Annotated in this window: 23 protein-coding genes; 20 read left to right on the top strand and 3 right to left on the bottom strand. The window is 58.5% G+C overall.

All coding sequences use genetic code 11. From position 1 onward, the window contains the following. Window positions 1-141 precede the first annotated feature (141 nt). The 13 genes from ETC00_RS13960 (at window position 142) to ETC00_RS13900 (ending at window position 13800) form a co-directional block, all read left to right on the top strand. Complete coding sequence (locus ETC00_RS13960) at window positions 142-1359, top strand: anhydro-N-acetylmuramic acid kinase (RefSeq protein ID WP_256379895.1); 1218 nt, start codon at window positions 142-144, stop codon at window positions 1357-1359. A gap of 22 nt (window positions 1360-1381) precedes the next feature. Further along, window positions 1382-2929, top strand: coding sequence for an ABC transporter substrate-binding protein (locus ETC00_RS13955; RefSeq protein ID WP_171566685.1), 1548 nt, complete (start codon window positions 1382-1384; stop codon window positions 2927-2929). Window positions 2930-3000: 71 nt separating this feature from the next. Further along, window positions 3001-3942, top strand: a complete 942-nt coding sequence (locus ETC00_RS13950; protein WP_171566684.1) for an ABC transporter permease — start codon at window positions 3001-3003, stop codon at window positions 3940-3942. 16 nt (window positions 3943-3958) lie between these two features. Continuing rightward, window positions 3959-4792 carry an ABC transporter permease gene (locus tag ETC00_RS13945; RefSeq protein WP_171566683.1) on the top strand — a complete coding sequence of 278 codons (834 nt, stop codon included), beginning with the start codon at window positions 3959-3961 and terminating at the stop codon, window positions 4790-4792. Window positions 4793-4805: 13 nt separating this feature from the next. Continuing rightward, the gene (locus ETC00_RS13940; RefSeq protein WP_171566682.1) at window positions 4806-6023 is read left to right on the top strand and encodes a serine hydrolase domain-containing protein; all 1218 of its coding nucleotides are present in this window, start codon (window positions 4806-4808) and stop codon (window positions 6021-6023) included. A 19-nt stretch (window positions 6024-6042) separates the two neighbouring features. Then, window positions 6043-7017 carry an ABC transporter ATP-binding protein gene (locus tag ETC00_RS13935; protein WP_171566681.1) on the top strand — a complete coding sequence of 325 codons (975 nt, stop codon included), beginning with the start codon at window positions 6043-6045 and terminating at the stop codon, window positions 7015-7017. Next, window positions 7014-7976 carry an ABC transporter ATP-binding protein gene (locus ETC00_RS13930; RefSeq protein WP_304414543.1) on the top strand — a complete coding sequence of 321 codons (963 nt, stop codon included), beginning with the start codon at window positions 7014-7016 and terminating at the stop codon, window positions 7974-7976. Before ETC00_RS13935 ends, ETC00_RS13930 begins: the two co-directional genes overlap by 4 nt. Before the next feature lie 42 nt (window positions 7977-8018). Further along, a complete protein-coding gene (locus ETC00_RS13925; protein WP_171566679.1) occupies window positions 8019-8168 on the top strand; it encodes a hypothetical protein in 150 nt (49 codons plus the stop codon). 24 nt (window positions 8169-8192) lie between these two features. Further along, complete coding sequence (locus tag ETC00_RS13920; protein WP_171566678.1) at window positions 8193-9614, top strand: FAD-linked oxidase C-terminal domain-containing protein; 1422 nt, start codon at window positions 8193-8195, stop codon at window positions 9612-9614. Then, window positions 9601-10908, top strand: coding sequence for a (Fe-S)-binding protein (locus ETC00_RS13915; RefSeq protein WP_171566677.1), 1308 nt, complete (start codon window positions 9601-9603; stop codon window positions 10906-10908). Before ETC00_RS13920 ends, ETC00_RS13915 begins: the two co-directional genes overlap by 14 nt. Window positions 10909-11325: 417 nt before the next feature. Further along, window positions 11326-12594: a glutamate/aspartate:proton symporter GltP gene (gltP, locus tag ETC00_RS13910; protein WP_171566676.1), complete on the top strand. Its 1269-nt coding sequence runs from the start codon at window positions 11326-11328 to the stop codon at window positions 12592-12594. Between the two features lie 122 nt (window positions 12595-12716). Next, window positions 12717-12887, top strand: coding sequence for a hypothetical protein (locus ETC00_RS13905; RefSeq protein WP_171566675.1), 171 nt, complete (start codon window positions 12717-12719; stop codon window positions 12885-12887). Window positions 12888-13338: 451 nt separating this feature from the next. Then, window positions 13339-13800, top strand: coding sequence for a PilZ domain-containing protein (locus tag ETC00_RS13900; RefSeq protein ID WP_371808907.1), 462 nt, complete (start codon window positions 13339-13341; stop codon window positions 13798-13800). Window positions 13801-13856: 56 nt separating this feature from the next. Here ETC00_RS13900 and gerQ read toward each other — a convergent pair whose 3' ends face one another. The 3 genes from gerQ to ETC00_RS13885 form a co-directional block, all read right to left on the bottom strand. Then, a complete protein-coding gene (gene gerQ / locus ETC00_RS13895) occupies window positions 13857-14291 on the bottom strand; it encodes a spore coat protein GerQ (RefSeq protein WP_171566674.1) in 435 nt (144 codons plus the stop codon). A 15-nt stretch (window positions 14292-14306) separates the two neighbouring features. Further along, the gene (locus ETC00_RS13890; protein WP_171566673.1) at window positions 14307-14729 is read right to left on the bottom strand and encodes a cell wall hydrolase; all 423 of its coding nucleotides are present in this window, start codon (window positions 14727-14729) and stop codon (window positions 14307-14309) included. Window positions 14730-14894: 165 nt separating this feature from the next. Next, on the bottom strand, window positions 14895-15458 hold the full coding sequence (locus ETC00_RS13885; protein WP_171566672.1) for a YqaA family protein: 564 nt from the start codon (window positions 15456-15458) through the stop codon (window positions 14895-14897). Window positions 15459-15778: 320 nt separating this feature from the next. On the opposite strand from ETC00_RS13885, the gene ETC00_RS13880 reads away from it, so the two are divergent. From ETC00_RS13880 to infC, 7 genes are all read left to right on the top strand, one after another. After that, window positions 15779-16732: a spore coat protein gene (locus ETC00_RS13880; RefSeq protein ID WP_171566671.1), complete on the top strand. Its 954-nt coding sequence runs from the start codon at window positions 15779-15781 to the stop codon at window positions 16730-16732. Window positions 16733-16809: 77 nt separating this feature from the next. Beyond that, window positions 16810-17028 (top strand): hypothetical protein, encoded by a 219-nt coding sequence (locus tag ETC00_RS13875; protein WP_171566670.1) that lies wholly within the window; start codon window positions 16810-16812, stop codon window positions 17026-17028. Window positions 17029-17111: 83 nt separating this feature from the next. After that, a complete protein-coding gene (mqnC, locus tag ETC00_RS13870; protein WP_171566669.1) occupies window positions 17112-18218 on the top strand; it encodes a cyclic dehypoxanthinyl futalosine synthase in 1107 nt (368 codons plus the stop codon). Between the two features lie 144 nt (window positions 18219-18362). After that, window positions 18363-19283 (top strand): putative sporulation protein YtxC, encoded by a 921-nt coding sequence (ytxC, locus tag ETC00_RS13865; RefSeq protein WP_171566668.1) that lies wholly within the window; start codon window positions 18363-18365, stop codon window positions 19281-19283. 366 nt (window positions 19284-19649) lie between these two features. Continuing rightward, window positions 19650-21563: a threonine--tRNA ligase gene (gene thrS, locus ETC00_RS13860; RefSeq protein WP_171566667.1), complete on the top strand. Its 1914-nt coding sequence runs from the start codon at window positions 19650-19652 to the stop codon at window positions 21561-21563. A 272-nt stretch (window positions 21564-21835) separates the two neighbouring features. Further along, complete coding sequence (moaA, locus tag ETC00_RS13855; RefSeq protein ID WP_171566666.1) at window positions 21836-22855, top strand: GTP 3',8-cyclase MoaA; 1020 nt, start codon at window positions 21836-21838, stop codon at window positions 22853-22855. A 252-nt stretch (window positions 22856-23107) separates the two neighbouring features. After that, on the top strand, window positions 23108-23635 hold the full coding sequence (gene infC / locus ETC00_RS13850) for a translation initiation factor IF-3 (RefSeq protein WP_171566665.1): 528 nt from the start codon (window positions 23108-23110) through the stop codon (window positions 23633-23635). Window positions 23636-23656: the final 21 nt, after the last annotated feature.

Below are 23656 nucleotides of genomic sequence, written 5' to 3'. Positions count from 1 at the left end.
CTTTTTTGTTTACATTGTAGTAATAAAATTTAGTAATCATTAATTGACCCAAGAAATTTTGTTACATATAATGGTGGTAACGATTATCGTCAGTATCTTTTCAACATTCTGATTGAAGAATGCTTGCAAGGAGGTGGCCCCTTGAACGTTCAGGTACAGCGGCGCTACCGGGAGAAACGGGAACATTTGGTCATCGGGTTGATGTCGGGGACGTCGCTCGACGGAGTGGATGCCGCACTGGTGGCGATTGAAACGGACCAGGCGGGCGACATTGCCGCCGTCCGTCTCCAACATTTTTACTATCTGCCGTACTCGGATGAGTTGCGGGAGTGGTTGGCCGAGCTGTGCAGTCCGCAAACGGCCCGAATTGACCGGCTGACCCTGGCCCATTTTGGACTGGCGGAATGGTACGCCCACGCGGTCGGCGAACTGCTGGAAGCGGCCGCTGTCGCTCCCGGCGAAGTAGATGCGATCTGCACGCATGGGCAGACTGTCTGGCATGTCGCCGGCCGGGCGCCGTTTCCCTGTCCGGCGGGCACGGCAAATATCCGGGCTTCCCTGCAGATCGGCGAGCTGTCGACGCTGGCGGAGCGGACCGGGATTCCCGTCGTCGGCAATTTCCGCTCGCGCGACCTGGCGGCGGACGGCGAAGGGGCGCCGCTCGTTCCGTACGCCGATTACGTCCTGTTTCGGCACGGCGAAAAAGGGCGGCTGCTGCAAAACATCGGCGGGATTGCCAATGTGACGGTACTGCCGCCGGGCGCCTCCATCGACGATCTGGTTGCCTTTGACACGGGTCCGGGCAACATGGTGATCGACCAGATCGTGCAGATGGCGACGAACGGCCGGCAGCGCTTTGACGAGGGCGGCCGGATGGCAGCCGAAGGGACGGTCTGCGCCGAACTGCTGCAGGAGCTGCTGGCTGATCCGTACTACCGGCTGGTGCCGCCGAAAAGCACGGGGCGGGAGATGTTCGGCCGGGCGTTTGCCGAGAAGCTGTGGGCAGAAAAGGATGTGCGCGGCCTCTCCGCTGCCGACCTGGTGGCGACGGCGACGGCGCTGACGGCGGCCACGATTGTGGAAGCGTACGAATCGTTTGTGCTGCCGTCCACGCCGGTGCATGAAGTGATCGTCTCCGGCGGCGGCGCCCGCAACAAGACGCTGCTACAGATGCTCCGGGACCGTCTGCCGGCAGGCATCCAGCTGATGACGACGGACGCGTACGGCATCCCGGACGAAGCCAAGGAGGCGATCGCCTTTGCCATTCTGGGCCACGAAACACTGATGGGACGGCCGAGCAACGTGCCGTCTGTCACCGGGGCCAAACGGGCGGTCGTCTTGGGGACCATTTGTTATTAAACAGATACAGGGGGGAATCAATGTGAAAAAACGGGCATGGGCAGCGATTTTCCTGTCATTTTCCTTGCTGCTTTCCGCCTGCAGCGGCGGAGGTGGTTCTGCAAGCGATACGGCGAATCCACAACCGGGGCAGCAGGGCGGAAGCGGCAAAACCGAACTGGTCGTCGCGGCGGATCAGGACCCTGTCGGCTTGGATCCGCACAAGGTGCCGGCGGCGTCCAGCGCCCGCATCTACGCACTGGTGTATGACGGCTTGACCCGGCTGGACGAGAACCTGAACGTCACCCCCAGCCTGGCTGAGAAGTGGGAGATTTCCCCGGACGGCAAGACGGTTACCTTCACGCTGCACAAGGGCGTGACGTTTCACAACGGGCGGGAGATGACGGCGGACGATGTCAAGTACAGCTTTGAGCGGATTCTCAATCCCGAGACGGGTTCCATCGCCAAGTCGTACTTCGCCAGCGTGGACGTGATCGAAGCGAAAGATCCGCACACGGTCGTGTTCAAGCTAAAACACCCGGACGCCGCTTTGCTGACGAACATGGCCAGCTCGTTTGCCGCGATCGTGCCGAAGGAAGTGGCCGACCTCAACAAGGAAGCGGTGGGGACAGGACCGTTCATCCTGGAGAAAAACGAACCGGGGCAGTACGTGCTGTTGAAGAAAAATCCCGACTATTTCAAAACCGGGCTGCCGAAAGTGGACGCGATCAAGTTCCAGATCATGAAGGACGAAGCGGAGCGGCTGGCCGCGATCCGCTCCGGCAAGGTGGACATCGCGAGCATCTCCGCCGACTCGGCCACGCTGTTGGAAGGCAAGCCGGGCGTGCAGGTGAAAAGCTACCAGTCGCTGGAGTACAGCTACCTCGGCATCAACGTAAAGAAAAAGCCGTTTGACGACCCGCGCGTGCGTCAGGCGATCAGCTATGCGGTGGACCGCAACCAGATCGTGCAGACGGTGTGGAAGGGACAGGCGTCGCTGACCGGTCCCATCTCGCCGGCCGCAGCAAACTGGGCGCTTGATCCTGCCGCCTACGACAGCTACAAGCAAAACCTGGACAAGGCAAAGCAGCTGCTGGCGGAAGCCGGCTACCCCAACGGTTTTGACACTGTGATCGAGACGGCTTCCACCTATCCGGACATGGTGGAGACGGCGCAGGTGCTGCAGCAGCAGTTAAAGGCCATCGGCATCAACGCGCGGATCAACCAACTGGAGTGGGGCAACTACATCGAGACCTGGAAGTCCAAGGAGATGTCGCTTCTGGTCGGCCGCAACACGTCCGGGACAGATTCCGACCGCTCCCTGCGCTTCTTTTTCCATACGGAGGGCTCCGCCAACGTCTGGAACTACTCCAATCCGCGGTTTGATGAGCTGGTCGTCACAGCGCTGCAGACCGTCGACCAGACCGAGCGGAAAAAGCTGTACGACGAGGCGCAGAAGCTGCTGGTGGAGGACGCGCCCAATCTGTTCCTCGCTTCCCCGAAAAACTTTTACGCGGTCCGCGACAACGTGTCGTTCCAGCCGACGGCGGCGGGCGAATCCATCGCGCTGCTGCAAGCGACCGTCCAATAGCACAGGAAACGCCTGGGAAGCCGGGGAGCAGCCGTCTCCCCGCTTCTTCGTCTCTTAAGGAGGAGTAATACGTGGGAAGCTATGTCATCAAACGCCTCGTCGGCCTTGTTCCCATCCTGTTCGGCATCTCCGTGCTCGTCTTTACCATTTTGCATCTCGTGCCGGGCGACCCTGCTTCCATCATGCTGGGGACCAATGCCACGCCGGAAGCGATTGCCGCCCTGCGCGCAAGCATGGGGCTGGATCAGCCGCTGATCACCCAGTACCTGTCCTGGCTGGGCGGCCTGGTAAAAGGGGATTTTGGCGTTTCCGTCCACACCGGCGAGGCGATTCTGCCGCAGATCTTGAAGCGTTTTTCGATCACGTTGCAGCTCACGCTGTTCGCCGTGCTGATCGGCTGGTCGATCGCGATCCCGCTGGGCATTCTGTCAGCGATCCGCGTCCACTCGAAAACGGACATCGTCGTGCGCATCGCCGCCCTGCTTGGCATCTCCGTTCCCAACTTCGCTGTCGGGACGCTGTTGCTGCTCGTGCTGTCGCTGTATTTCGGCTGGTTTCCGCCGATTGACGTCGTCAGCTTTTGGGAAGACCCGGGGGAGGCGCTGCAGGTGTTTTTGCTGCCGGCGATCACAATGGGCATCGTCATTGCCGCCGGAGTGCTCAGGATGACGCGCTCTGCCTTTCTGGAGACGATGGAAAAGGATTTCATTCGCACCGCGTGGGCCAAGGGAAACAGCATCTGGACGGTCGTCTTCGGCCACGCCTTGCGCAACTCGTCCATTCCGATCGTGACGATCGCCGGCATGCAGATCGGCTACCTGCTCGGCGGTTCCGTGATCGTGGAGCAGTTGTTTTCCATACCCGGCCTGGGGCAGTACGTGCTGGAGGGCATTTATCAGCGCGACTATCCGGTGGTGCAGGGAGGCGTGCTGTTTGTGGCGCTGGTGTTTGTCCTGGTCAACCTGCTGATCGACATCATCTACACCTGGATTGACCCGCGCATCAAGTACTAGCGAGGAGAAATCGTTCATGAGCACATACCGCCGACGCTTTTGGGAAAACAAAACGGCTGTCGTCTGTCTCGCCGTTCTTGCCGTGTTGACTGCCGCGGCAGTGCTGGCGCCGGTCATCGCCCCGCACGATCCGACGCAGATGTTTCCGGACCACCGCATGGAGGGCAGCTCCGGGCAGTTCTGGCTGGGGACGGATCAGTTTGGCCGCGACCTGTTCAGCCGAATCATTTACGGCGCGCGGGTATCGCTGACGGTGGGCTTGCTGTCCGTGCTGCTCAGCGCCGGGTTTGGCACCTTGTTCGGGCTGATCGCGGGGTATTTTGGCCGCTGGATGGACGGACTGATCATGCGGGTGATGGATGTGTTGTTCGCTTTTCCGGAAATCCTGCTGGCGCTGGCGATCGTGGCGGCGCTGGGACCGGGCACGAGCAATACGATTTTGGCGATCGGAATCGTCAACATTCCGGTGTTTACCCGGACGGTGCGCAGCGCCGTCCTGTCCGTGAAAAACCTGGAGTTTGTGGAAAGCGCCCGGGCGATCGGGGCAGGAACGCTGCGCATCCTGTTTCTGGAGATTTTTCCGAACGTCACAGCGCCGCTGTTGGTGCAGGCGACCTTGGCCATCTCCGGCGCCATCCTGACGGAATCGGCTCTCAGCTTTCTCGGATTGGGCATTCAGCCGCCCGACCCGTCATGGGGCGGGATGATTTCCGAAGCGCGCCGCTACATGGAGCTGGCGCCAGGAATGATCGTCTGGCCGTGCGTCACCATGACGGTTACGATTCTCGCCTTCAACATGTTTGGCGACGCGGTGCGCGACATACTCGATCCGAAGCATCGCAACAGATAAGGAGGGAGCGCAGATGGACGCGGAACGCATCCGGTGTGAGTTGACGGAAAGTTTGGACGAAGGCATTGACCGGGGGATTTTCCCCGGAGGCGTCGCCAGCTTGACGATCGGAGGCGAGCCGCCGGTGGTGGTCGCGCTCGGAAGTATCGGGAGAGGAGAACATACGTCGCTCCCGTCAGCGGATACCATCTACGATCTGGCTTCGCTGACCAAGGTGATCGTCACTCTGCCGCTCGTGCTGTTGAGCATGCAGACGGGGAAGCTGTCGCTCAGCGATCCGCTGGAGATTCACCTGCCGGAGTGGGAGCGGACAGCAGACGCCCGCAAACGGCGGATCACCCTCCTGCACCTGCTGACCCACACCTCCGGCCTGCCGGCATGGCGTCCGTACTATCTGTTGGGGCACGGGAGGGATGACTACCTCTCCCTGATCGCCGCCGAACCGCTGATCGGCGAGCCGGGTAAACAGGTGATCTACAGCGATCTGGGCTTCATGCTGCTGGGCTTTCTCCTGGAGCGCGTCTGGGACGAACCGCTGGAATTGTTGGCCGAGCGGCTGATCTTTCAGCCGATGGGCATGACGGCGACAGGGTACCGTCCGCTGGCGCGCGGGGTCGACATCCGGAAGATCGCCCCGACAGAGAATGGCAACGCGTACGAGCGGGAACAGTCCCGCCAGCAGGCGGAGCAGATGATGGCGGCCGGCCATCCGCACGCCGGGCAGCTGCAGGAGCGTCTGGACTCTTTCGCCTGGCGGGAGGGGATGATCCGCGGAACGGTCCATGACGGCAACTGCCACTACGGCCTGGACGGCGTGAGCGGCCACGCCGGCCTCTTTTCCACCGCGCGCGACGTAGAGCGCTACATGCGGATGTGGACGTCTGCTGACACCCCGGTGCGCCTGGACCCGGTATTGCGCACGTTTGCGGCTGGCTGCCGGACCGGCCGGCTGGCTCCGGCGCGCGCACTGGGCTGGGAGGCGTCCGCCGCGGCGGGGCCCTTGGAGGCGGCGTCCGCCGGCTGCACGGGAGGGGATCTGCTGTCTCCCGACGCCTTTGGCCACACCGGGTTTACCGGCACGTCGATCTGGTGTGATCCAATCCGGGGAGCCACGCTGATCGTGCTCACCAACCGCGTTCATCCCGCAGTCAGTCCGCTGATGCCGCGCTGGCGAAAAACGTTTCACAACCGGGTCATGTCGCTCGTCAGCGGACCGGCCCGAACATCCTGAGGAGAAAGGGGGAGACGCCATGCCACCTATATTGGAAGTGGAACACCTGCGCACCACGTTTGCCCAATCCGGCCGCACGCTGACGGTTGTCGAGGATGTCAGCTTTTCCGTTGAAGCAGGGGAGACGCTGGGCATCGTCGGCGAATCCGGCTGCGGCAAAAGCGTCACCAGCCTGTCCATCATGCGCCTGTTGGGCAAAAACGCCAAGCTGGACGGCAGCGTCCGGTTTGCCGGAACGGACGTGCTGCGGCTGTCGGAAAAGGAGATGCAGTCGATCCGCGGCAACCGGATTGCGATGATTTTTCAGGAGCCGATGACCGCGCTTAATCCGCTGCATCCGATCGGCAGACAAATCGCCGAGCCGCTGCGCCGCCACCTCGGATTGTCGCGGCGGGAGGGGGCAATGCGGGCCGTCCATCTGTTAAAGGAAGTGGGCATCCCGCGGGCGGAGGAGATCGCCGCAGAGTATCCGCACCAGCTCTCGGGCGGCATGCGGCAGCGGGTGATGATCGCGATGGCGATGGCCTGTCAGCCTCAACTGCTGATCGCCGACGAGCCGACCACGGCGCTGGACGTGACGATTCAGGCGCAGATTTTGGAGCTGATGAAAAAGCTGCGCCGCGAGCACGGCACCGCCATCCTGCTGATTACCCACGACCTGGGGGTGGTCGCCGAGATGTGCCACCGCGTCGTCGTCATGTACGCCGGTCAGATCGTGGAGGAAGCGGACGTACGGCGGCTGTTTGCCGACCCCCGGCACCCTTACACGATTGGCCTGTTGGCCTCCATGCCGAGCATCAGCGGCGGACAGGAACGTCTGCAGGCGATACCGGGAGCAGTGCCGCAGCTGCACGAAATGCCCGCCGGCTGTCGGTTTGCGCCGCGCTGTCCCAAGGCGATGGCGATCTGCCGTGAGCAGGTGCCGGAGCTGTTCCCCGTCTCCGCGACGCAGAAATGCCGCTGCTGGCTGTACCGGGAGGGGGGAGAAGCGTGAGTCAGCCGCTGCTGGAAGTGAAGGGGCTGAAAAAGTATTTTTCGGTAAAATCAGGTTTCTGGGGCAAGGAAAAGGTCGTGCGTGCCGTAGACGGCGTGCATCTGACCGTCTATCCGGGAGAGACGCTCAGCATCGTCGGCGAGTCCGGCTGCGGCAAGTCGACGACCGGCCGCTGCATTCTGCGGCTGATTGAACCGACGGAAGGGGAGATTCTGTTTCAGGGTCGGGACATCCGCGCGCTGAACGCCGCCGAGCTGCGCGCAGCCCGGCGCGACATGCAGCTCGTCTTTCAGGACCCGTTCGCCTCGTTGAATCCGCGCAAGACCGTCGGCCAAATCCTGCTGGACCCGCTGATCGTTCACGGCATCGGCACGCCAGCCGAGCGGCGCAAGCGGGTGGAGGAGATGATCGAGATTGTCGGGCTGACCAGACAGCATCTGCACCGCTTTCCGCACGAGTTTTCCGGCGGACAGCGACAGCGAATCGGCATCGCCCGGGCGCTGATTCTGCGGCCCAAGCTGGTCGTCGCCGACGAGCCCGTTTCCGCACTGGACGTTTCCATCCAGGCGCAGATTCTCAATCTGCTGAAAGACCTGCAGCGGGAGTTTCAGCTGACCTATCTGTTTATCTCCCACGACCTGAGCGTGGTGCGCCACATCTCCGACCGGGTGGCCGTCATGTACCTGGGAAAAGTGGTGGAGGTGGCGGACAAGACGGTTCTGTACGAACGGCCGATCCATCCCTACACGCAGGCGCTGCTCTCCGCCGTCCCCGTTCCCGATCCCACCCGGGAGGTAAAGCGGATTCTCCTGGAAGGGGACCTGCCCAGTCCGGCCAATCCTCCCGCAGGCTGCCAGTTTCATCCGCGCTGCCGCCACTGCATGGAGGTGTGCCGGACGACCGTGCCGCCGCTCAAGGAAGCAGAGCCCGGGCATTTGGTCGCCTGCCATCTGGGGTAAATGACAGCAGGAGAGGAAGCCGTTTGATGAGGAACAGAGAAGATGATGGAAGAACTGGAGGGATTGACCACTCAATTGCCGAATGAAGAAACGCAGCAGTTGGATCGACTCTCGGTGCGGGAAATTGTGCCCAGGGATGTGCTGGATGGGCTGGGCCATTCCCGGCGGGTTGGCACAATGATTTCACAATGATGAAAAGCGGGAGGGAGGATGGCCATGCTGCCTCAACATGTGCGCGAGCGGCTGCGGGCGATCGTCGGGGAGGCCTACTGCCTCGACAGACCGGAAGCGCTCGTCGCCTATTCCTATGACGCCACGCCGATGCACCAGGCACTGCCGGACGCGGTCGTGATGCCCAAAGACACGGCAGAAGTGCAGCAGGTGATCAAGTTGGCGGCGGAAGCGGGCATCCCCGTTGTCACGCGGGGAGCCGGTTCCAATTTGTGCGCGGCGACGGTTCCGGTCGGTGGAGGAATCGTGCTGGTGCTCAACCGGATGAACCGCATTTTGGAGATTGACGAACAAAACCTGACGATAACCGTGCAGCCGGGCGTGCGCACGTCCGACATCCATCAGGCGGTGGAAGCACGCGGTCTGTTTTACCCTCCGGACCCGGGGAGCATGGTCGTCTCCACCATCGGGGGGAACATCGCGCTCAACTCCGGAGGATTGCGGGGACTCAAGTACGGGACGACCAAGGATTACGTGCTCGGCCTGGAGGCGGTGCTGCCAAACGGCGAGGTGATCCGCACCGGCGGGAAACTGATGAAAGACGTGGCCGGATACGACCTGACCAAGCTGCTGGTCGGCAGCGAGGGCACGCTGGCAGTGATTACCGAAGCCATTCTCAAGCTGATTCCCAAACCGGCCATGCAGCGCGTCATGCTGGCGACGTTTGCCAACCTGACGGACGCAGCCCGAACGGTCTCCGACATCATCGCCAGCCGGATCATTCCGGCGACGCTGGAGTTTATGGATCAGGGGACGCTGCGGGTAGTGGAGGACTTCAAGCAGATTGGCCTGCCCACGGACGCGGCCGCCATGCTGCTGATCGGCCAGGACGGAGATCCGGAAACGGTGCACCGGGACGTGGAGCGGATTGCCTCCATCTGCCGGCAAAACGGGGCGGTTCAGGTAAAAGTGGCGACGAATGCCGAGGAGGCGGACGAGGTGATGACAGCGCGGCGCAGTGCGCTGGCCGCACTCTCCCGGCTCAGGCCGACGACGATTCTCGAAGACGCTACTGTCCCCCGCGCCGCAATCACGCCGATGGTGGAAGCAATTCAGCGGATTGCCGCCGCACACAATGTACACATCTGCACGTTTGGCCATGCCGGGGACGGCAACCTGCATCCCACCTGCATGACGGACGCCCGCAATCCCGACGAGATCGAACGGGTGGAACGGGCGTTTGAAGAGATTTTCGCCGTCGCCATCGAACTGGGCGGCACCATCACGGGAGAGCACGGCGTAGGCATTGTCAAGGCTCCTTATCTGGAATGGAAGTTGGGGGAAGCGGGCGTCGAGGTGATGAAGGCGATCAAACGGGCGTTTGATCCGAACAACCTGCTGAATCCGGGCAAAATGTTTGCCCGGGAGCGCCGGAACAGAGTGGTGGTCAACCATGCACAGCGCTGACTGGAAAGCGGCACTTGATTACGAGGAACTGTCCAACTGCATGCGCTGCGGCTTTTGCCAGCCGGCCTGTCCCACGTTTCGGCAGACCGGCTACGAAGCAGCCTCGCCGCGCGGCCGGATCGCCTTGATGAAGGCGGTGGCCGACGGCATCCTGGAGCCGGATCAGGACGTCGTCGACCAGATGAGTCTCTGCCTGGGCTGCCGCGCCTGTGAGCCGGTCTGTCCGGCCGGGGTGAAGTACGGGAGGCTGATCGAGCAGGCGCGGGAAGCGATCGAGCGGAAGCGCGTCCATCCGTGGCCGGTGCGGCTGCTTCGCTGGCTGGCGTTTCGCCAGCTCCTTCCGCGGCAGGAACGCCTCTACCTTGCCGGCAGGCTGCTCCGCTTCTACCAGCGCTCAGGCCTGCAGCGGCTGGCTCGCAGGCTGGGCTTGCTTCGCCTCCTGCCCGAGCAGATGCGGACGATGGAAGCAGTTCTCCCCAAAGCGGCAGGAAAGGGATTGACAGAGGCGGTGGGAACTGTCGTGCCCGCCAGAGGGGAGAAGAAGCTGCGGGTCGGCATGTTTCGCGGCTGCATCATGGACGTATTGTTTCACGAGACCAATGTGAACACGGTCGCTCTGCTGGCGGACGCCGGATGTGAAGTGGTGATTCCGCCCGGCCAGGCGTGCTGCGGTGCCCTTCACGCCCACAGCGGGGAGCGGGAGCAGGCGCGTCAGCTCGCCAGGCAAAACATCGCTGCATTCAAACAGGCAGACGTGGAGCTGATTGTCTCCAACGCGGGCGGGTGCGGAGCCATGCTGCAGGAGTACCACCATTTGCTGCAGGATGATCCCCATTGGCAGGCAGATGCGGAGTGGTTTGTCCGGCGCGTACGGGACATCAGCGAAGTGCTGGCCGGGCTTTCGGAGACACTCCCTTTGCAGCCGCTGCCCAAACGCATTACTTACCAGTCCTCCTGTCATCTGCGCAATGGCATGAAGGTGACCGAAGAGCCGGTGAAGCTGCTGCAATCCATACCGGAGGCAACGTTTGTTCCGCTGTTTGAAGCGGATCGCTGCTGCGGATCTGCCGGCATCTACAACCTGGTGCAGCCGGACATGGCAGGACGGATTCTGGAGGAAAAAATGGGCCACGTGGCTGAGACGCGAGCCGACATTTTGGCCACGTCCAATCCCGGCTGCCTCCTGCAGATGAAAGCGGGCATCAAGCAGGCGGGACTGGAGGACCGGATGGAGGCAGTCCATCTCGTCGATTTGTTGTCGCGCGTTCGACGTGACGCGGAAACGGAAGGGTAGCCCCCTTCCATCGAGGCTGTGAGGCTACAATGATAGACAGCCGGACACGGCAGAAAACCAGAACAAAGCGGTCTGATCGGCACGCGCCGAACAGACCGCTTTTGCATGTCCGGCAAGGCGGGTCTAACGGTCAGTCCACACATGATCATTCGACAATGTTCAACACAATCCCCAAAATCAAAAATAGTATCAAAATAAAAAAGAATAGAAATTTGGGGCACTTAAAAAATTTCATGTTACTATAAAATCCACGGTTCACATCTTACTGCGCTACGTAACCGCTTTAATGAAGCGCTCCAATTTCACTGCGCAGTCGAGATGTGCCTTACGATCAGGAATGGTTAATCGGCAAAACTCGACATTTAGTCGAATTTTTGTGCCAGATAGATTATGAAGAAAGGATAGCGAGGTGTCAGGATGAAACGTTTTGGACTGGCCATTCAAATTGTGATTGGTCTTGTACTCGGTATTCTCGTGGGTGCTCTGTTCTACGGGAATCCTGCAGTGGAGACTTTCCTGCAGCCGATTGGTGACGTGTTTATCCGCCTGATCAAAATGATCGTCGTGCCCATTGTTATTGCCACCCTGATTGTGGGTGTAGCCGGTGTGGGCGATGTGAAGAAGTTGGGGAAAATCGGCGGGAAAACAATTCTGTATTTTGAAATCGTTACCACGATTGCCATTATTGTCGGTCTGCTCTCGGCAAACCTGTTCCAGCCCGGTGTCGGGGTGGACATGACGCAATTGACCAAGACCGATATCAACAAGTACGTGGAAACGGCTGAAACCTCCCAAAGCCACGGATTTATTGAGACCTTTGTCAACATCGTGCCGAAAAACGTCTTCGAGGCTATCGTCAAAGGGGACATGCTGGCCATTATCTTCTTCTCCGTCCTGTTTGGGCTCGGGGTAGCGGCAGCCGGAGAGAGAGGCAAACCGGTGCTGAATTTCTTCCAGGGTGTGGCCGACGCCATGTTCTGGGTGGTTAACGCGATTATGAAATTTGCACCGTTTGGTGTATTTGCCCTGATTGGCGTAACCGTTTCCAAATTCGGTCTCTCGTCGCTTGTTCCGCTGGGGAAACTGATGATTCTCGTACACTTCACGATGCTCTTCTTCGTGATCGTGGTGCTGGGCGTAATCGCCCGCATGAGCGGCATCTCCATCTTCAACCTGATCAAAATCTTGAAGGACGAGCTGCTGCTGGCATACTCCACGGCCAGCTCCGAGACGGTTCTCCCGAAAATCATGGAAAAAATGGAGCGCCTCGGCTGTCCGAAGGCTATCACCTCTTTCGTGATTCCGACGGGGTACTCGTTCAACCTGGACGGCTCCACGCTGTACCAGGCGCTGGCGGCCCTGTTCATCGCCCAGATGTACGGGATCGACATGCCGATCAGCGCGCAGATTACCCTGGTGCTAGTCTTGATGGTTACCTCCAAAGGCATTGCCGGTGTTCCCGGGGTCTCCTTCGTGGTCCTGCTCGCCACCCTCGGTTCGGTGGGCATCCCGCTTGAAGGGCTCGCCTTTATCGCCGGTATTGACCGTCTGCTCGACATGGCCCGCACGGTGGTCAATGTCATCGGCAACTCGCTGGCGGCTGTCGTCATCTCTCGCTGGGAAGGGCAGTTTGACCAAAACAAAGCAAAAGCGTATATCCGTGAAGCTACGACAAAAGTGGCGTAACACCTTACAAGCCTCCCGCAGGAATCGATGCTGCGGGAGGCTTTTTTGGTGCACACGCGCTGCCGGGCATCATTACTGCCGCTCTCCCATATAGTGGTACAAAATGGGAGGGGGAATGTAGCGTGTGGGCTTCGTTGTACGTGTTTTTCTTTTTCATGCTCATCGTGTGGGGTGTGGTGGAGCTCCTCTTTTGGTTTATCCGCAGCGATTCGATCAGCTATGACACAGACCAGCTGTGGGATAAGTTTTCGGTTACATTGCAGGACATGCACTATCCGACAAAGAAAAAATAAGGAAGCGCCGGTTTTTCGGCCCTCCAGACTGAAGACAAACTGTTTGTTTATCGAGTGTCCACATGGAAACGATCTTTCATCGTTTCCAGGCCGAAAGGCCTGCACATTGATCAACCGAAGGTGGAGAAAAAGGACATGGCATGGAGTGATGGGCCAAGCGAGCTCCTTTGACGACCTGCTCAGCGGAAAAACGCTAGACGCGGGGTATACAGGGGGCACAAGTCTCACTTCATTGAAATACCCAGATGTTTGCCCCTGCCCTTTTCGCGTTTTGAAGCGGAGGCCGCTAACTTCTTTGCTGGTCGTCAAGAGAGCGAGCGGGCCCGATCACCCATGCGCCACGGACTTTGTCTACACGCTGAAGCGCCGGTTTTGCGGCGCTCTTTTCCTGCACGTCGGCAAAGGAAGTCTCACATGATCGCTTTCATACCGTTATACAGGAGTGAACTTCGTGGATCGTTTGGTCACTATGCACCAACGGGAATATTTTCGCCTGAAACTGGACCCGCCTTTGTGCGCGGACATGACTATCGTTATGATCAAGGGAAAGACGCTGGAAGTGGGCAGCACCAGTGTGCTGATTGAAGACATCAGCGGAGGCGGACTTCGCTTTCTGACCCACTTGAAGCTGCCTGTCCACGATCAGCTCGTCCTGCAGTTTGAGACGAACGTATTTTCCCAATCCCTGAAAATGTACGGACATATCGTGCGCAGTGCGCAGTGGGACGTCGGGATCAACGAGTACGCGGTCAAATTGACGATGGAAGAGGCGATGCACCGGGAGATCAACCGGGTGGTCAATCGCCTGGCCATTCGCCTGAGGCAGAAAGGGGCATTGCCCGCCGGCTCGTTTTTGCAGGGGGACAGAAGAGAGTTTTTGGCTGCGGTCCGCTTGAGGGAGGAGCAGTTGTAAACAGAACACAACCTCATCCCTGGCGGATGAGGTTGTGCGGTGGAGCAGTCGTGCTGTCACCGAGGCATGGGCGGAAGAGCCGGCGGCACGTAGTTCAGCTCTTCGTCAGTGGTGATGTAGTCCGTGTTGACCATCAGCAGCAGATAGCGTCGGCCCGTTTGCGGATCGCTCAGGATGATGTGATCCCGTCCCGCCGCTTCCAGGCGGCCCCGGAAGATTTTGGCGTTCCATTGGGTGTTATTCTCAAACGTTTGGTAGACGGTGATCACTTTGCCCAGATTTAAGCGGAGGATGTTTTCGATGTAGGACTCCTCCACTATTTGCCCCGGTGCCAACGGCGTTCCGGGGATGAAGGACCCGCTGGGCGGCATCGGCATTTGCGTTGGCATTGGCATCGTCGGCTGCTGTGCCGCCGGATACGGATAAGACGACGACGCATACGGATCGACGTACGGATTCACATAAGGCGGATAAGGAAATTGCTGGCTCATGATGAACTCTCTCCTTTAGTAAACTCGTGGACAATCTTGTGGGTTGGGTACAAAAAAGCAGTGCGCTTTATAGCGACCTACATTTCGTTGGTTATACCACTGAGGCGGACAGTTTCCGGCTGGCCGAAAGAACCACAGCGCGTTTGAAGCAGGGTGTTGGCGTTCGCCGTTAACGACGCGTCTGGCCAAGCGCCTTTCCTTGTCGCGGGCGCGTTGATAGAAATACGGCTTTTGCACCGCTTCAAAGCCGCCCGGCGATTGGAAGACCATTTGTCTCATCGTGCGAATGCCGCGAAAGTCCAGGCAGTTGGCGAGGATGCGGTTGACGCCGACGTTGCCGACCATCAGCATGCCCAAGTCCCCTTCGCCTTCCGCTTCGGCACGCATCAGTCTCGCCAGCATGTCTACATCCCTGCTGTTCGCTTTTATAACGGCCATTGCTTCACCTCCTCCGAAAACTCACACTTACAATATACGGACGGCACGCCGGTAGGTGAATGTCCCGCCAATTTTTTGTCGGCGCCGCCATCTCCGGCATCAAAAAAAACACGCCTCGCAGCAGTTCTGCGAGGCGCGTCTTTCATTTCATGAGAAATAGCGGCGTTACGCCGATTTTTTTCGCTTTTTCCAGATCAGCCAGACGATGGCGACTAGGGCGCCAATTCCGAGTACGGTCACTTCCAGGTAGCTGTCCAGCAGCTCCTTGGCGTGTTTGCCGTAGAGGTGGAACAACAACCCGATGAGGTAAAACTTGATGCCGCGTCCCAGGATGGCAAACAGCATCAGCTTGGTCAGCGAGTAGTTGAACACGCCGCTCAAAATGGTAAAGACTTTGAACGGAATGGGGGTAAATGAACCAATCAGTACGGCGGCATCGCCATTTTTGGCAAATTGCTCTGTCGCCATCGCCGTCCACTTCTCAGGAAGCAGCTTTTGCAAGAGCGGTTTGCCCAGCCATTTGCCCAGCATGTAGCCCACCGGTGCACCGAGGATGGAACCGGTAAACGCGACGGTGGCGTACCGCATGGCGGACGTGGGATCGATCAGGCTCATCCCGATTTGCAGAAAAAAGGGCGGGACAGGGACAATAAATGAGTCCAGAAAGGCGAGGCCAAACAATCCCCATATACCGTACTGCATAAAGATTTGTGTAATTTGATCGAACATGAGCGTCTCCTTCAGGAGGGTTTTCCTCGTCTGTCGCTTTGAGCAGAGCCAGCTTCTGCGAAAGGACTTCATCCGGCGTTTTTCTTCATTATACCGGAAACAAAAAGGTTTCTGTAGTGATATCCTATGACAGGCTCTTGCCAAACAGAATGATTATTGGTGGAGTGGAGCGATGTTTTTCTGACAAGGTAATACGCGTCACATGTTAAAAGGTTTCTCCCCCATTTTTTGTACGAAGCAAGGGTTTTTTCCTGCGCGCTTCTATCTGCCGGCCGTTTCGGACATACTGTTAGGGATTTGGAAAAAAGGAGGAAACCATCATGATGCAAGCTCATTCGTACACAGCTCATGAAGTGATGGAACTGCACGAGGCGCTCACCTGCACGATTGACGCACTGAATACGATGCAGTTGTACACCCCCTATATCCGCGACCCGGAACTGGCCCAGCTGGTCGGTTACCAGATGCAGTTTATGCAAAACGAATACAACAGCATGGTACATACCGTGCACGGGCTGGGAGTGGGGGAATGCCTGCCGTACCGGCCCAGCACGCAGGTGTGGCAGACGCGCGCCCTGCCTACTACCGCCGCTGCCCAACCGCCGGCAGCTCCACAGCAGGCTGCATCTCACCAGCCCAATGCTCGCCCGGATCAGATGGACGATCACGACGTAGCGTCAGCGGTGCTCGGCCTGCACAAGGCGGGGGCCAAAGCAAAAATGGCCGCAGCGCTGGAGTCGGCCCATCCTCATCTGCGCGGCATGCTCCTGCAAGGGGCGGTCAACTGTGCCCAACAGGCCTACGACATGTGGAGCTACATGCAGCGGAAAGGCTACTATCCGCTGGCGACGCTGCCGCAGGAGACGAGCGCTCAACTGCTGCGCGGCTATCAGCCGATTGCCGTGAACGGACAGACGGCCATGTCCGCACAGGTCCCGCCCGCCGCGTCCGGTCAGCCGCAGACGCCGCCGTCCAATGACAGCACGCTGACGAATGCGGTCAATCCCGGAGGGGCGGTCCAGCAGACGCCGCTGTCGTCGTCCCTGCAAGCAGGCGGAGCAGCGGGCCAGCCGGTCAATGCCAGCCAGATTTTTTCCTCCCCCTCCTATCGACAGGCACATGGCGGCGTACCGGCAGGAGAAACGACGATGATCGCCGGTCAGGACGCTTCGATGACGGCAGATCTGATGGGAGAAATGTCCCGTGATACGGAGGGTCGCCAGGTAAAAAGGCGCAAAAAGGATGCACCATCCGATCCGACAATTGGTCATTAAGTTCCAGTTTGGGCGTTGACGGTAGGAAAGATTGTCCACTACTATAGAGGTGCAGTCCATACAACGGGAGGTACCGGATGAAAACGCTGGGATCGGGGAAAGTCATCTTCTATGCACCGGACGGGACAACCCTGGAGCTGAAAGGGGAAATCGACGTTCGCGGGGACCGTGTGGCCGTCACGGAGATTATCTATTTCAACGGAAGGCCAAACGGCGCGCGGGAAACGAATCTGCCGCTCGCCCAGACTGTCATTTACTGGGAGCCGGAAGTGTACGAGGAAATCGGTTTTGAATAGCGTTGGCGCAACCTTGCCAATAGGCAGGGTTGTTTTTTTGTGTTACGATGAATCGTGGACGCAGTATAGAAGGAGTGATTCTTTTGATCGATAAGATTTTGGAGCGGGCGCTCGCCGGTGAACGCCTCGGTCTGGAAGACGGCCTCACCCTGTTTGCGAGTGACGAGATCGAGAAAATGGGCCACTACGCCGACCTGGTCATGAAGAAGTGGCATCCGGAGCCGATCACCACGTTTGTCATCGGGCGCAATATCAACTACAGCAATGTGTGCGACACCTACTGCCGGTTCTGCGCCTTTTACCGCCCTCCGGGTTCCCCGGAAGGATACGTGCTGCCCAACGAAGTCATCTACCAAAAAATTCAGGAGACGGTGGATGTAGGCGGCACGGAAATCCTGATGCAGGGCGGCACCAACCCGGACCTGCCGTTTGAGTACTACCTGGATCTGCTGCGAAACATCAAGCAGCGCTTCCCGCAAATCACGATGCACTCGTTTTCCACTGCGGAAGTGCAAAAAATGGCGCAGGTGTCCGGTCTGCCTGTGGAGGAAGTGCTGAAGAAGTTGAAGGAAGCCGGGCTCGATTCGCTGCCGGGCGCGGGCGGGGAGATCCTGGACGACCGCACGCGGCGCAAGATTTCCCGCCTCAAGGGTTCCTGGAAAGACTGGATCGAGACGCAAAAGGCGGCTCACCGCGTCGGCCTGCCGGGGACGGCGACGATGGTGATCGGCTTTGGCGAGGAGATGGAAGAACGCGTGCTGTCGCTGATGCGCATCCGCGAGGCGCAGGACGAGACCAAGGGCTTCACGGCCTTTATCGTCTGGACGTTCCAGCCGGAGAACACCAACATGAAGGCGGTCAACAACACCCCGGAGGAATACCTGAAAACGCTGGCGATCAGCCGCCTGATGCTGGACAACATCGCAAACTTTCAGTCGTCCTGGGTGACAATGGGACCGGAGATCGGCAAGCTGTCGCTCTCTTACGGCTGCAACGACTTCGGCTCGACGATGATGGAGGAGAACGTCGTCTCCGCTGCCGCATGCACCTACAAGGTGAACACCAACCTGATCCTGAAACTCATCCGCGAAGCGGGCAAAATCCCCGCGCAGCGCAATACCCGCTATGAAATCCTGCGCATCTTCCGCGAAGGCGAGATGGCGGAACACGACTTTGTCATGCAGAATTGACCGATCCGACACAAACAAACACGGAGCCGCGACGGCTTCGTGTTTGTTTTATGCAAGCGGCTTCCCCTGTTTCCATCCGTTTAAAAGTATATCGCCCCAGGTGGGACATATACTGTAACTACACTGCGGATGGGGGGGATGGATATGCAGCGTTTTGCCGTCTGGCTGGAAAATGTCCCTGCACATTGTGACGCGTTTCGCTCCATCGTGTCCGAGCTGAAGAAGCGGGTCAACATGGAGCCGGTGCGCATTACATACAGGGAACAGGAGCAGGGCGACTACCGTTTGTTCCTCTTTCAGAGCACGTCTACCGAGGAGTACAACGCGGAGACGATTGAGTGGGCCCGTGCGTTTGTTTCCCTGGCAGTGGCTGAATGGATTCTCCGGGTCAAGGAACCGGAAGTGCTGGAGGAAATCGCCGCCGACTTGCTCGCAGCGGAAGCTCTGGAAGAGGAGTGGCCGTTGATCCTTCCGTATGTGCAGCGGATTTGTCAAGACCAGCAAGAAGGCGACACGGACCTGCTCCATGCCACCGCCCGCAAGGCAGCCGTCTACCGCAAAGTATTCGCTTATTTGGAAGAGGAGCGGGAGCTGAATGTACTCGGCTTCGTCCGTTTCCGTCTGCAAGATCATTGGAACGAACTGTTTGAACTGGTGGAAACCGGCCTGGACGATTATCTGGAAGACAAGCAGTACCAGGAATTTGTCGAGCTGCTGCGGTACTATATCGCCGCGCAGGAGACCAAACAGGAAGTGGTTCACGTCGTTCCTAGTGTAGACAAACCGTTCCTGCTCTATGACAAACACGGCACACGGCTGCGGCTGGACCAGCTCGATGCCATATTCAGCATTGGCGAGCAGAACAGCCGCGAAGAAGACTACCTGGTGAGCGCGCTGGTAACGCTCGCTCCAGAGCGCATCGTGATGCATCTGGCGCAGGACAGGCCCGCACTGCTCCAGACCGTCCGCAGCATCTTTGACGGCAAGGTGATGTCGTGCCATTCCTGTCCGCTCTGCCTGGCGGGCAGACGTGCACTTGACGGACACAAGCCGACTCCTCTATAATGACAGACAACAACTGCAGATGTGTTGAAATACGATGAGAAGGACATGGACGATATCCACGTCGCTGCAGAGAGGCGGGCCGCTGGCTGGAAGCCCGCTGCGAACGCGTATCGCTCTACCCCCTTCGAGTAGCGGCCGGGAACAAAGCTACGCGCTTTCAGTATCGGCACGCCGGGCATACCGTTATGGCAAGGAAGGATTCGGCTTTCGTCCGATTGGTCGGGAGGATGTCCCGACGGCAATTGTCAAGCCGAATCAAATGAGGGTGGTACCACGGGTAAGAAACACTCGTCCCTTTGGGGATGGGTGTTTTTATTTTTTCCAAATCCATTATTTATTATTTTACGCAGAAAGGACGTATGGATCGTGGCACAAGTCAACATTACGTTCCCGGATGGGGCCGTACGCCAATACGAATCCGGCATCACCATCGAGGACATCGCGGGCTCCATTAGCACGAGCCTGAAGAAAAAGGCCGTCGCCGGCAAGCTGAACGGCAAGGTGGTGGATTTGTACACGCCGGTGCAAGACGACGCGGCGATCGAGATCGTGACGCTGGACAGCCCGGAAGGTTTGGAAGTGTACCGCCACAGCACCGCCCACCTGCTGGCACAGGCCGTCAAGCGCCTCTACGGAAAAGAGGTGAAGCTGGGGATCGGTCCCGTCATTGAAGACGGCTTCTATTACGACATGGACATTCCGGTAACGCTCACCCCTGACGATCTGGGCAAAATTGAAGCCGAGATGGAAAAGATCATCAAGGAAGACCTGCCGATTCGCCGCAAGGTGGTCAGCCGCGAAGAAGCGATTCAGATCTTTCAGGGAATCAACGACCATCTGAAACTGGAGCTGATCCGCGACCTGCCGGAAGACGCTGTGATCACCATCTACGAGCAGGGCGAGTTCTTCGACCTGTGCCGCGGGCCGCACCTGCCGTCCACCGGCTACATCAAGGCGTTCAAACTGATGAGCGTGGCTGGCGCGTACTGGCGCGGCAAAGCGGAAAACCAGGTGCTGCAGCGCGTCTACGGTACCGCGTGGCCGAAAAAGGCGGAGCTGGACGAATACCTGCATTTCATCGAAGAGGCGAAAAAGCGCGACCACCGCAAACTGGGCAAAGAGCTTGAGCTGTTCATGTTCTCCGAAGAGGCGCCGGGCATGCCGTTCTACCTGCCGAAGGGCTTTACTGTCCGCAACGAGCTGGAACAGTTCTCCCGTCGTTTGCAGCAGTTGGCCCATTACACCGAGGTGCGCACGCCGTTTATCATGAACCAGCGCCTCTGGCTGCAATCCGGCCACTGGGACCACTACCACGAGAACATGTACTTCTCTGAGGTGGACAACACCACCTACGCCCTGAAGCCGATGAACTGTCCAGGCCACATGCTGATTTACAAAAACAAGATTCACTCCTACCGCGATCTGCCGATCCGCTACTCCGAATTCGGTCAGGTGCATCGCCACGAGTTTTCCGGTGCGCTGAACGGGATGCTGCGGGTGCGGACGTTCTGCCAGGACGACGCGCACGTCTTCGTTCGTCCGGATCAGATCGAGAGCGAGATCAAAAGCATGATCCAGCTGATCGACCGCATCTACAAGGTGTTCGGCTTCGAGTACAGCGTGGCGCTCTCCACCCGTCCGGAGGATTCGATGGGCTCCGACGAACTGTGGGAGATCGCGGAAAGCTCGCTGAAAAAAGTGCTGGAGGAGTCCGGCATGCCGTACGAGATCAAGGAAGGGGACGGCGCGTTCTACGGACCGAAGATCGACTTCCAGATCACCGACGCGCTGAAACGTCGCCATCAGTGCGGCACCATCCAGCTTGACTTCCAGATGCCGGAGAAGTTTGACCTGTCTTACATCGGCCAGGACAACGAGAAGCACCGTCCGGTCGTGCTGCACCGCGCCATGTACGGTTCCATGGAGCGCTTCATCGGCATCCTGATCGAGCACTACGCGGGTGCGTTCCCGACCTGGCTGTCGCCGGTACAGGTGCGGTTGATGACGATCAGTGACGCGCACGTGCCGTACGCCGAAGAGGTGCTCGCGAAAATGGAACAGGCCGGCATCCGCGTGGAACTGGACGCCCGCAACGAAAAAATCGGCTACAAAATCCGCGAGGCCCAGGTGCAAAAGATTCCGTACATGCTGGTCATCGGGGAAAAAGAAGTGGCGGAGGGCACCCTGTCCGTCCGCAAACGCGGCGTAGGCGACGAAGGGGCGCTTCCGGTGGATGAGTTCATCGCCAAAATCAAACAGGAAATCAGCGAGATGAAGTAAGCTGCTGCAAAAGGGCCGTTCCCGATTGGGACGGCCCTCAGCGTGTAGATAAAGTCCGTTGCGCATGGGTGATAGCACCCGCTCGCTCTCTTGATCCATGCCTCGTACGTTTTCTCCACCTTCGGTTGATCAATGCGCAGGCCTTTTTGCCTGGAAACGATGAAAGACCGTTTCTTTGCGGACACTCAATATCCGCGTCACACTTCTGCCATTGTTCCGGCTTGATCTTGGCAGGCTGCAGGTCTAGTATGGAATCAGGAGAGTGATCCGATATGCCTGAACAAGTATTGGATGCACGCAAACGTCCTCTCCGAGACTTGCGAATTTCTGTGACGGACAGGTGCAATTTTCGCTGTCGATACTGCATGCCAGCCGAAATTTTCGGCACGGATTACCCGTTTTTGCCGCGGCACAAGCTGTTGACGTTCGAAGAAATTACGCGCCTCGTCGGAATTTTCACATCGCTTGGAGTGGAAAAAATCCGCATCACCGGCGGGGAACCGCTGATGCGAAGAGACCTGCCCGAACTGATACGGATGATTCGCCAGGTGGAAGGCGTGCGCGACATCGCCATGACCACCAATGGTTCGCTTTTGGCCAAACATGCCAAGGCGCTGAAGCAGGCGGGATTGGACAGAGTGACCGTCAGCCTGGACAGCCTGGATGACGAGCGGTTCGGCCGGATCAACGACAGAGGATATCGGGTGCAGGACATCCTGCGCGGCATTGATGCGGCGGCTGAAACCGGCATGCTGGTCAAGATCAACATGGTCGTGCAGCGCGGCGTCAACGACCAGGACATCCTGCCGATGGCTCGTTATTTCCGCGAAAAAGGGCACATCCTGCGCTTCATTGAGTTCATGGATGTGGGCAACAGCAACGGCTGGAAACTAGATCAGGTAGTACCCTCCAGCGAAATTGTGCAGATGATCCACAAGGAGATGCCGCTTATGCCAATTGAGCCCAATTACTTTGGAGAAGTGGCTTCGCGCTACCGGTATGCAGGGACGAATCAAGAGATCGGCTTCATCTCCTCCGTTACGCAGGCCTTCTGTTCCACCTGCACGCGTGCCCGGCTGTCGGCGGAAGGGAAAATGTACAACTGCCTGTTCGCCTCGTCCGGGGAAGATTTGCGCGGCCCGCTGCGGGAGGGAAAAAGCGACGAAGAGATTCGGGAGCTCATTCAATCGATCTGGGTCCGCCGCGACGACCGTTACTCGGAGCAGCGGCTGAAGCAGACGCCGGGCCTGTCCCATCGGTCCAAGGTGGAGATGTCGCACATCGGCGGGTGACTTTGGAGGCCCAAAGTCATGAAATCCTTGACAGGACAAAATCTGCACGGTATCATAATGTTCAGTGCAAAACTTCATTCTTCGAGAAACAAGCAGAAGCGCCCAGCTTCTCACCTGGTTCGACGTCTTCGTGACTGTTGACAGGTCACTCTTACGCAATAGCAAACTGTGGATCTGTTGAATTTGCTAGGTGAGATATGTGCGGGCGCGTCAGCGTTCGCACATTTTTGTTCCTTCTCGAAATTGACGGAGGTGGCAAGTATTAGCAAGGATCAACTGTTAGTCAACGAAGCGATTCGTGCCCGTGAAGTCCGCTTGATCGGACCGGACGGAAACCAGTTGGGTGTCGTGCCCCTCAGGGAAGCGCTGCGCATTGCGCAAGAAGCTGATTTGGATCTGGTGAACGTCGCTCCTACAGCCAAGCCGCCTGTTTGCCGGATCATGGACTACGGCAAGTACAAGTACGAACAGGCGAAAAAGGAAAAGGAAGCGCGCCGCAACCAGAAGATCATCGAACTGAAGGAAGTGCGCTTCTCTTCCAACATTGAGGAACACGATTTTCAGACGAAGCTTCGCAACGTCCGCAAGTTTTTGGAGGATCATCACAAGGTGAAGTGCTCCATTCGTTTCCGCGGACGTGAAATCACCCACGCCGAAATCGGTCAACAGGTCCTGGAGCGTGTCGCATCCCTTTGCGAGGACATCGCTGTCGCAGAGCGTAAGCCGAAGATCGAAGGACGCAGCATGATCATGATTCTGGCGCCGAAATCGGATAAGTAATCAGCGTTTAGGACAGGAGGA

Origin of the sequence: Brevibacillus sp. MCWH (assembly GCF_013096935.1) — a bacterium.
GTDB lineage: Bacteria > Bacillota > Bacilli > Brevibacillales > Brevibacillaceae > Brevibacillus > Brevibacillus aydinogluensis.
The sequence above is the reverse complement of the archived record's forward strand: the minus strand, read 5'-3'. Positions and strand labels throughout refer to the sequence as shown.

What these genes read in the sequence shown, in the direction of transcription:
- ETC00_RS13945 (WP_171566683.1), top strand. Translation starts at nt 3,959, where the DNA reads ATGAGCACATACCGCCGACGCTTTTGGGAAAACAAAACGGCTGTCGTC.
- ETC00_RS13940 (WP_171566682.1), top strand. Translation starts at nt 4,806, where the DNA reads ATGGACGCGGAACGCATCCGGTGTGAGTTGACGGAAAGTTTGGACGAA.
- ETC00_RS13935 (WP_171566681.1), top strand. Translation starts at nt 6,043, where the DNA reads ATGCCACCTATATTGGAAGTGGAACACCTGCGCACCACGTTTGCCCAA.
- ETC00_RS13925 (WP_171566679.1), top strand. Translation starts at nt 8,019, where the DNA reads ATGATGGAAGAACTGGAGGGATTGACCACTCAATTGCCGAATGAAGAA.
- ETC00_RS13920 (WP_171566678.1), top strand. Translation starts at nt 8,193, where the DNA reads ATGCTGCCTCAACATGTGCGCGAGCGGCTGCGGGCGATCGTCGGGGAG.
- ETC00_RS13915 (WP_171566677.1), top strand. Translation starts at nt 9,601, where the DNA reads ATGCACAGCGCTGACTGGAAAGCGGCACTTGATTACGAGGAACTGTCC.
- gltP (WP_171566676.1), top strand. Translation starts at nt 11,326, where the DNA reads ATGAAACGTTTTGGACTGGCCATTCAAATTGTGATTGGTCTTGTACTC.
- gerQ (WP_171566674.1), bottom strand. Translation starts at nt 14,291, where the DNA reads ATGAGCCAGCAATTTCCTTATCCGCCTTATGTGAATCCGTACGTCGAT.
- ETC00_RS13890 (WP_171566673.1), bottom strand. Translation starts at nt 14,729, where the DNA reads ATGGCCGTTATAAAAGCGAACAGCAGGGATGTAGACATGCTGGCGAGA.
- ETC00_RS13885 (WP_171566672.1), bottom strand. Translation starts at nt 15,458, where the DNA reads ATGTTCGATCAAATTACACAAATCTTTATGCAGTACGGTATATGGGGA.
- ETC00_RS13880 (WP_171566671.1), top strand. Translation starts at nt 15,779, where the DNA reads ATGATGCAAGCTCATTCGTACACAGCTCATGAAGTGATGGAACTGCAC.
- ETC00_RS13875 (WP_171566670.1), top strand. Translation starts at nt 16,810, where the DNA reads ATGAAAACGCTGGGATCGGGGAAAGTCATCTTCTATGCACCGGACGGG.
- ytxC (WP_171566668.1), top strand. Translation starts at nt 18,363, where the DNA reads ATGCAGCGTTTTGCCGTCTGGCTGGAAAATGTCCCTGCACATTGTGAC.
- moaA (WP_171566666.1), top strand. Translation starts at nt 21,836, where the DNA reads ATGCCTGAACAAGTATTGGATGCACGCAAACGTCCTCTCCGAGACTTG.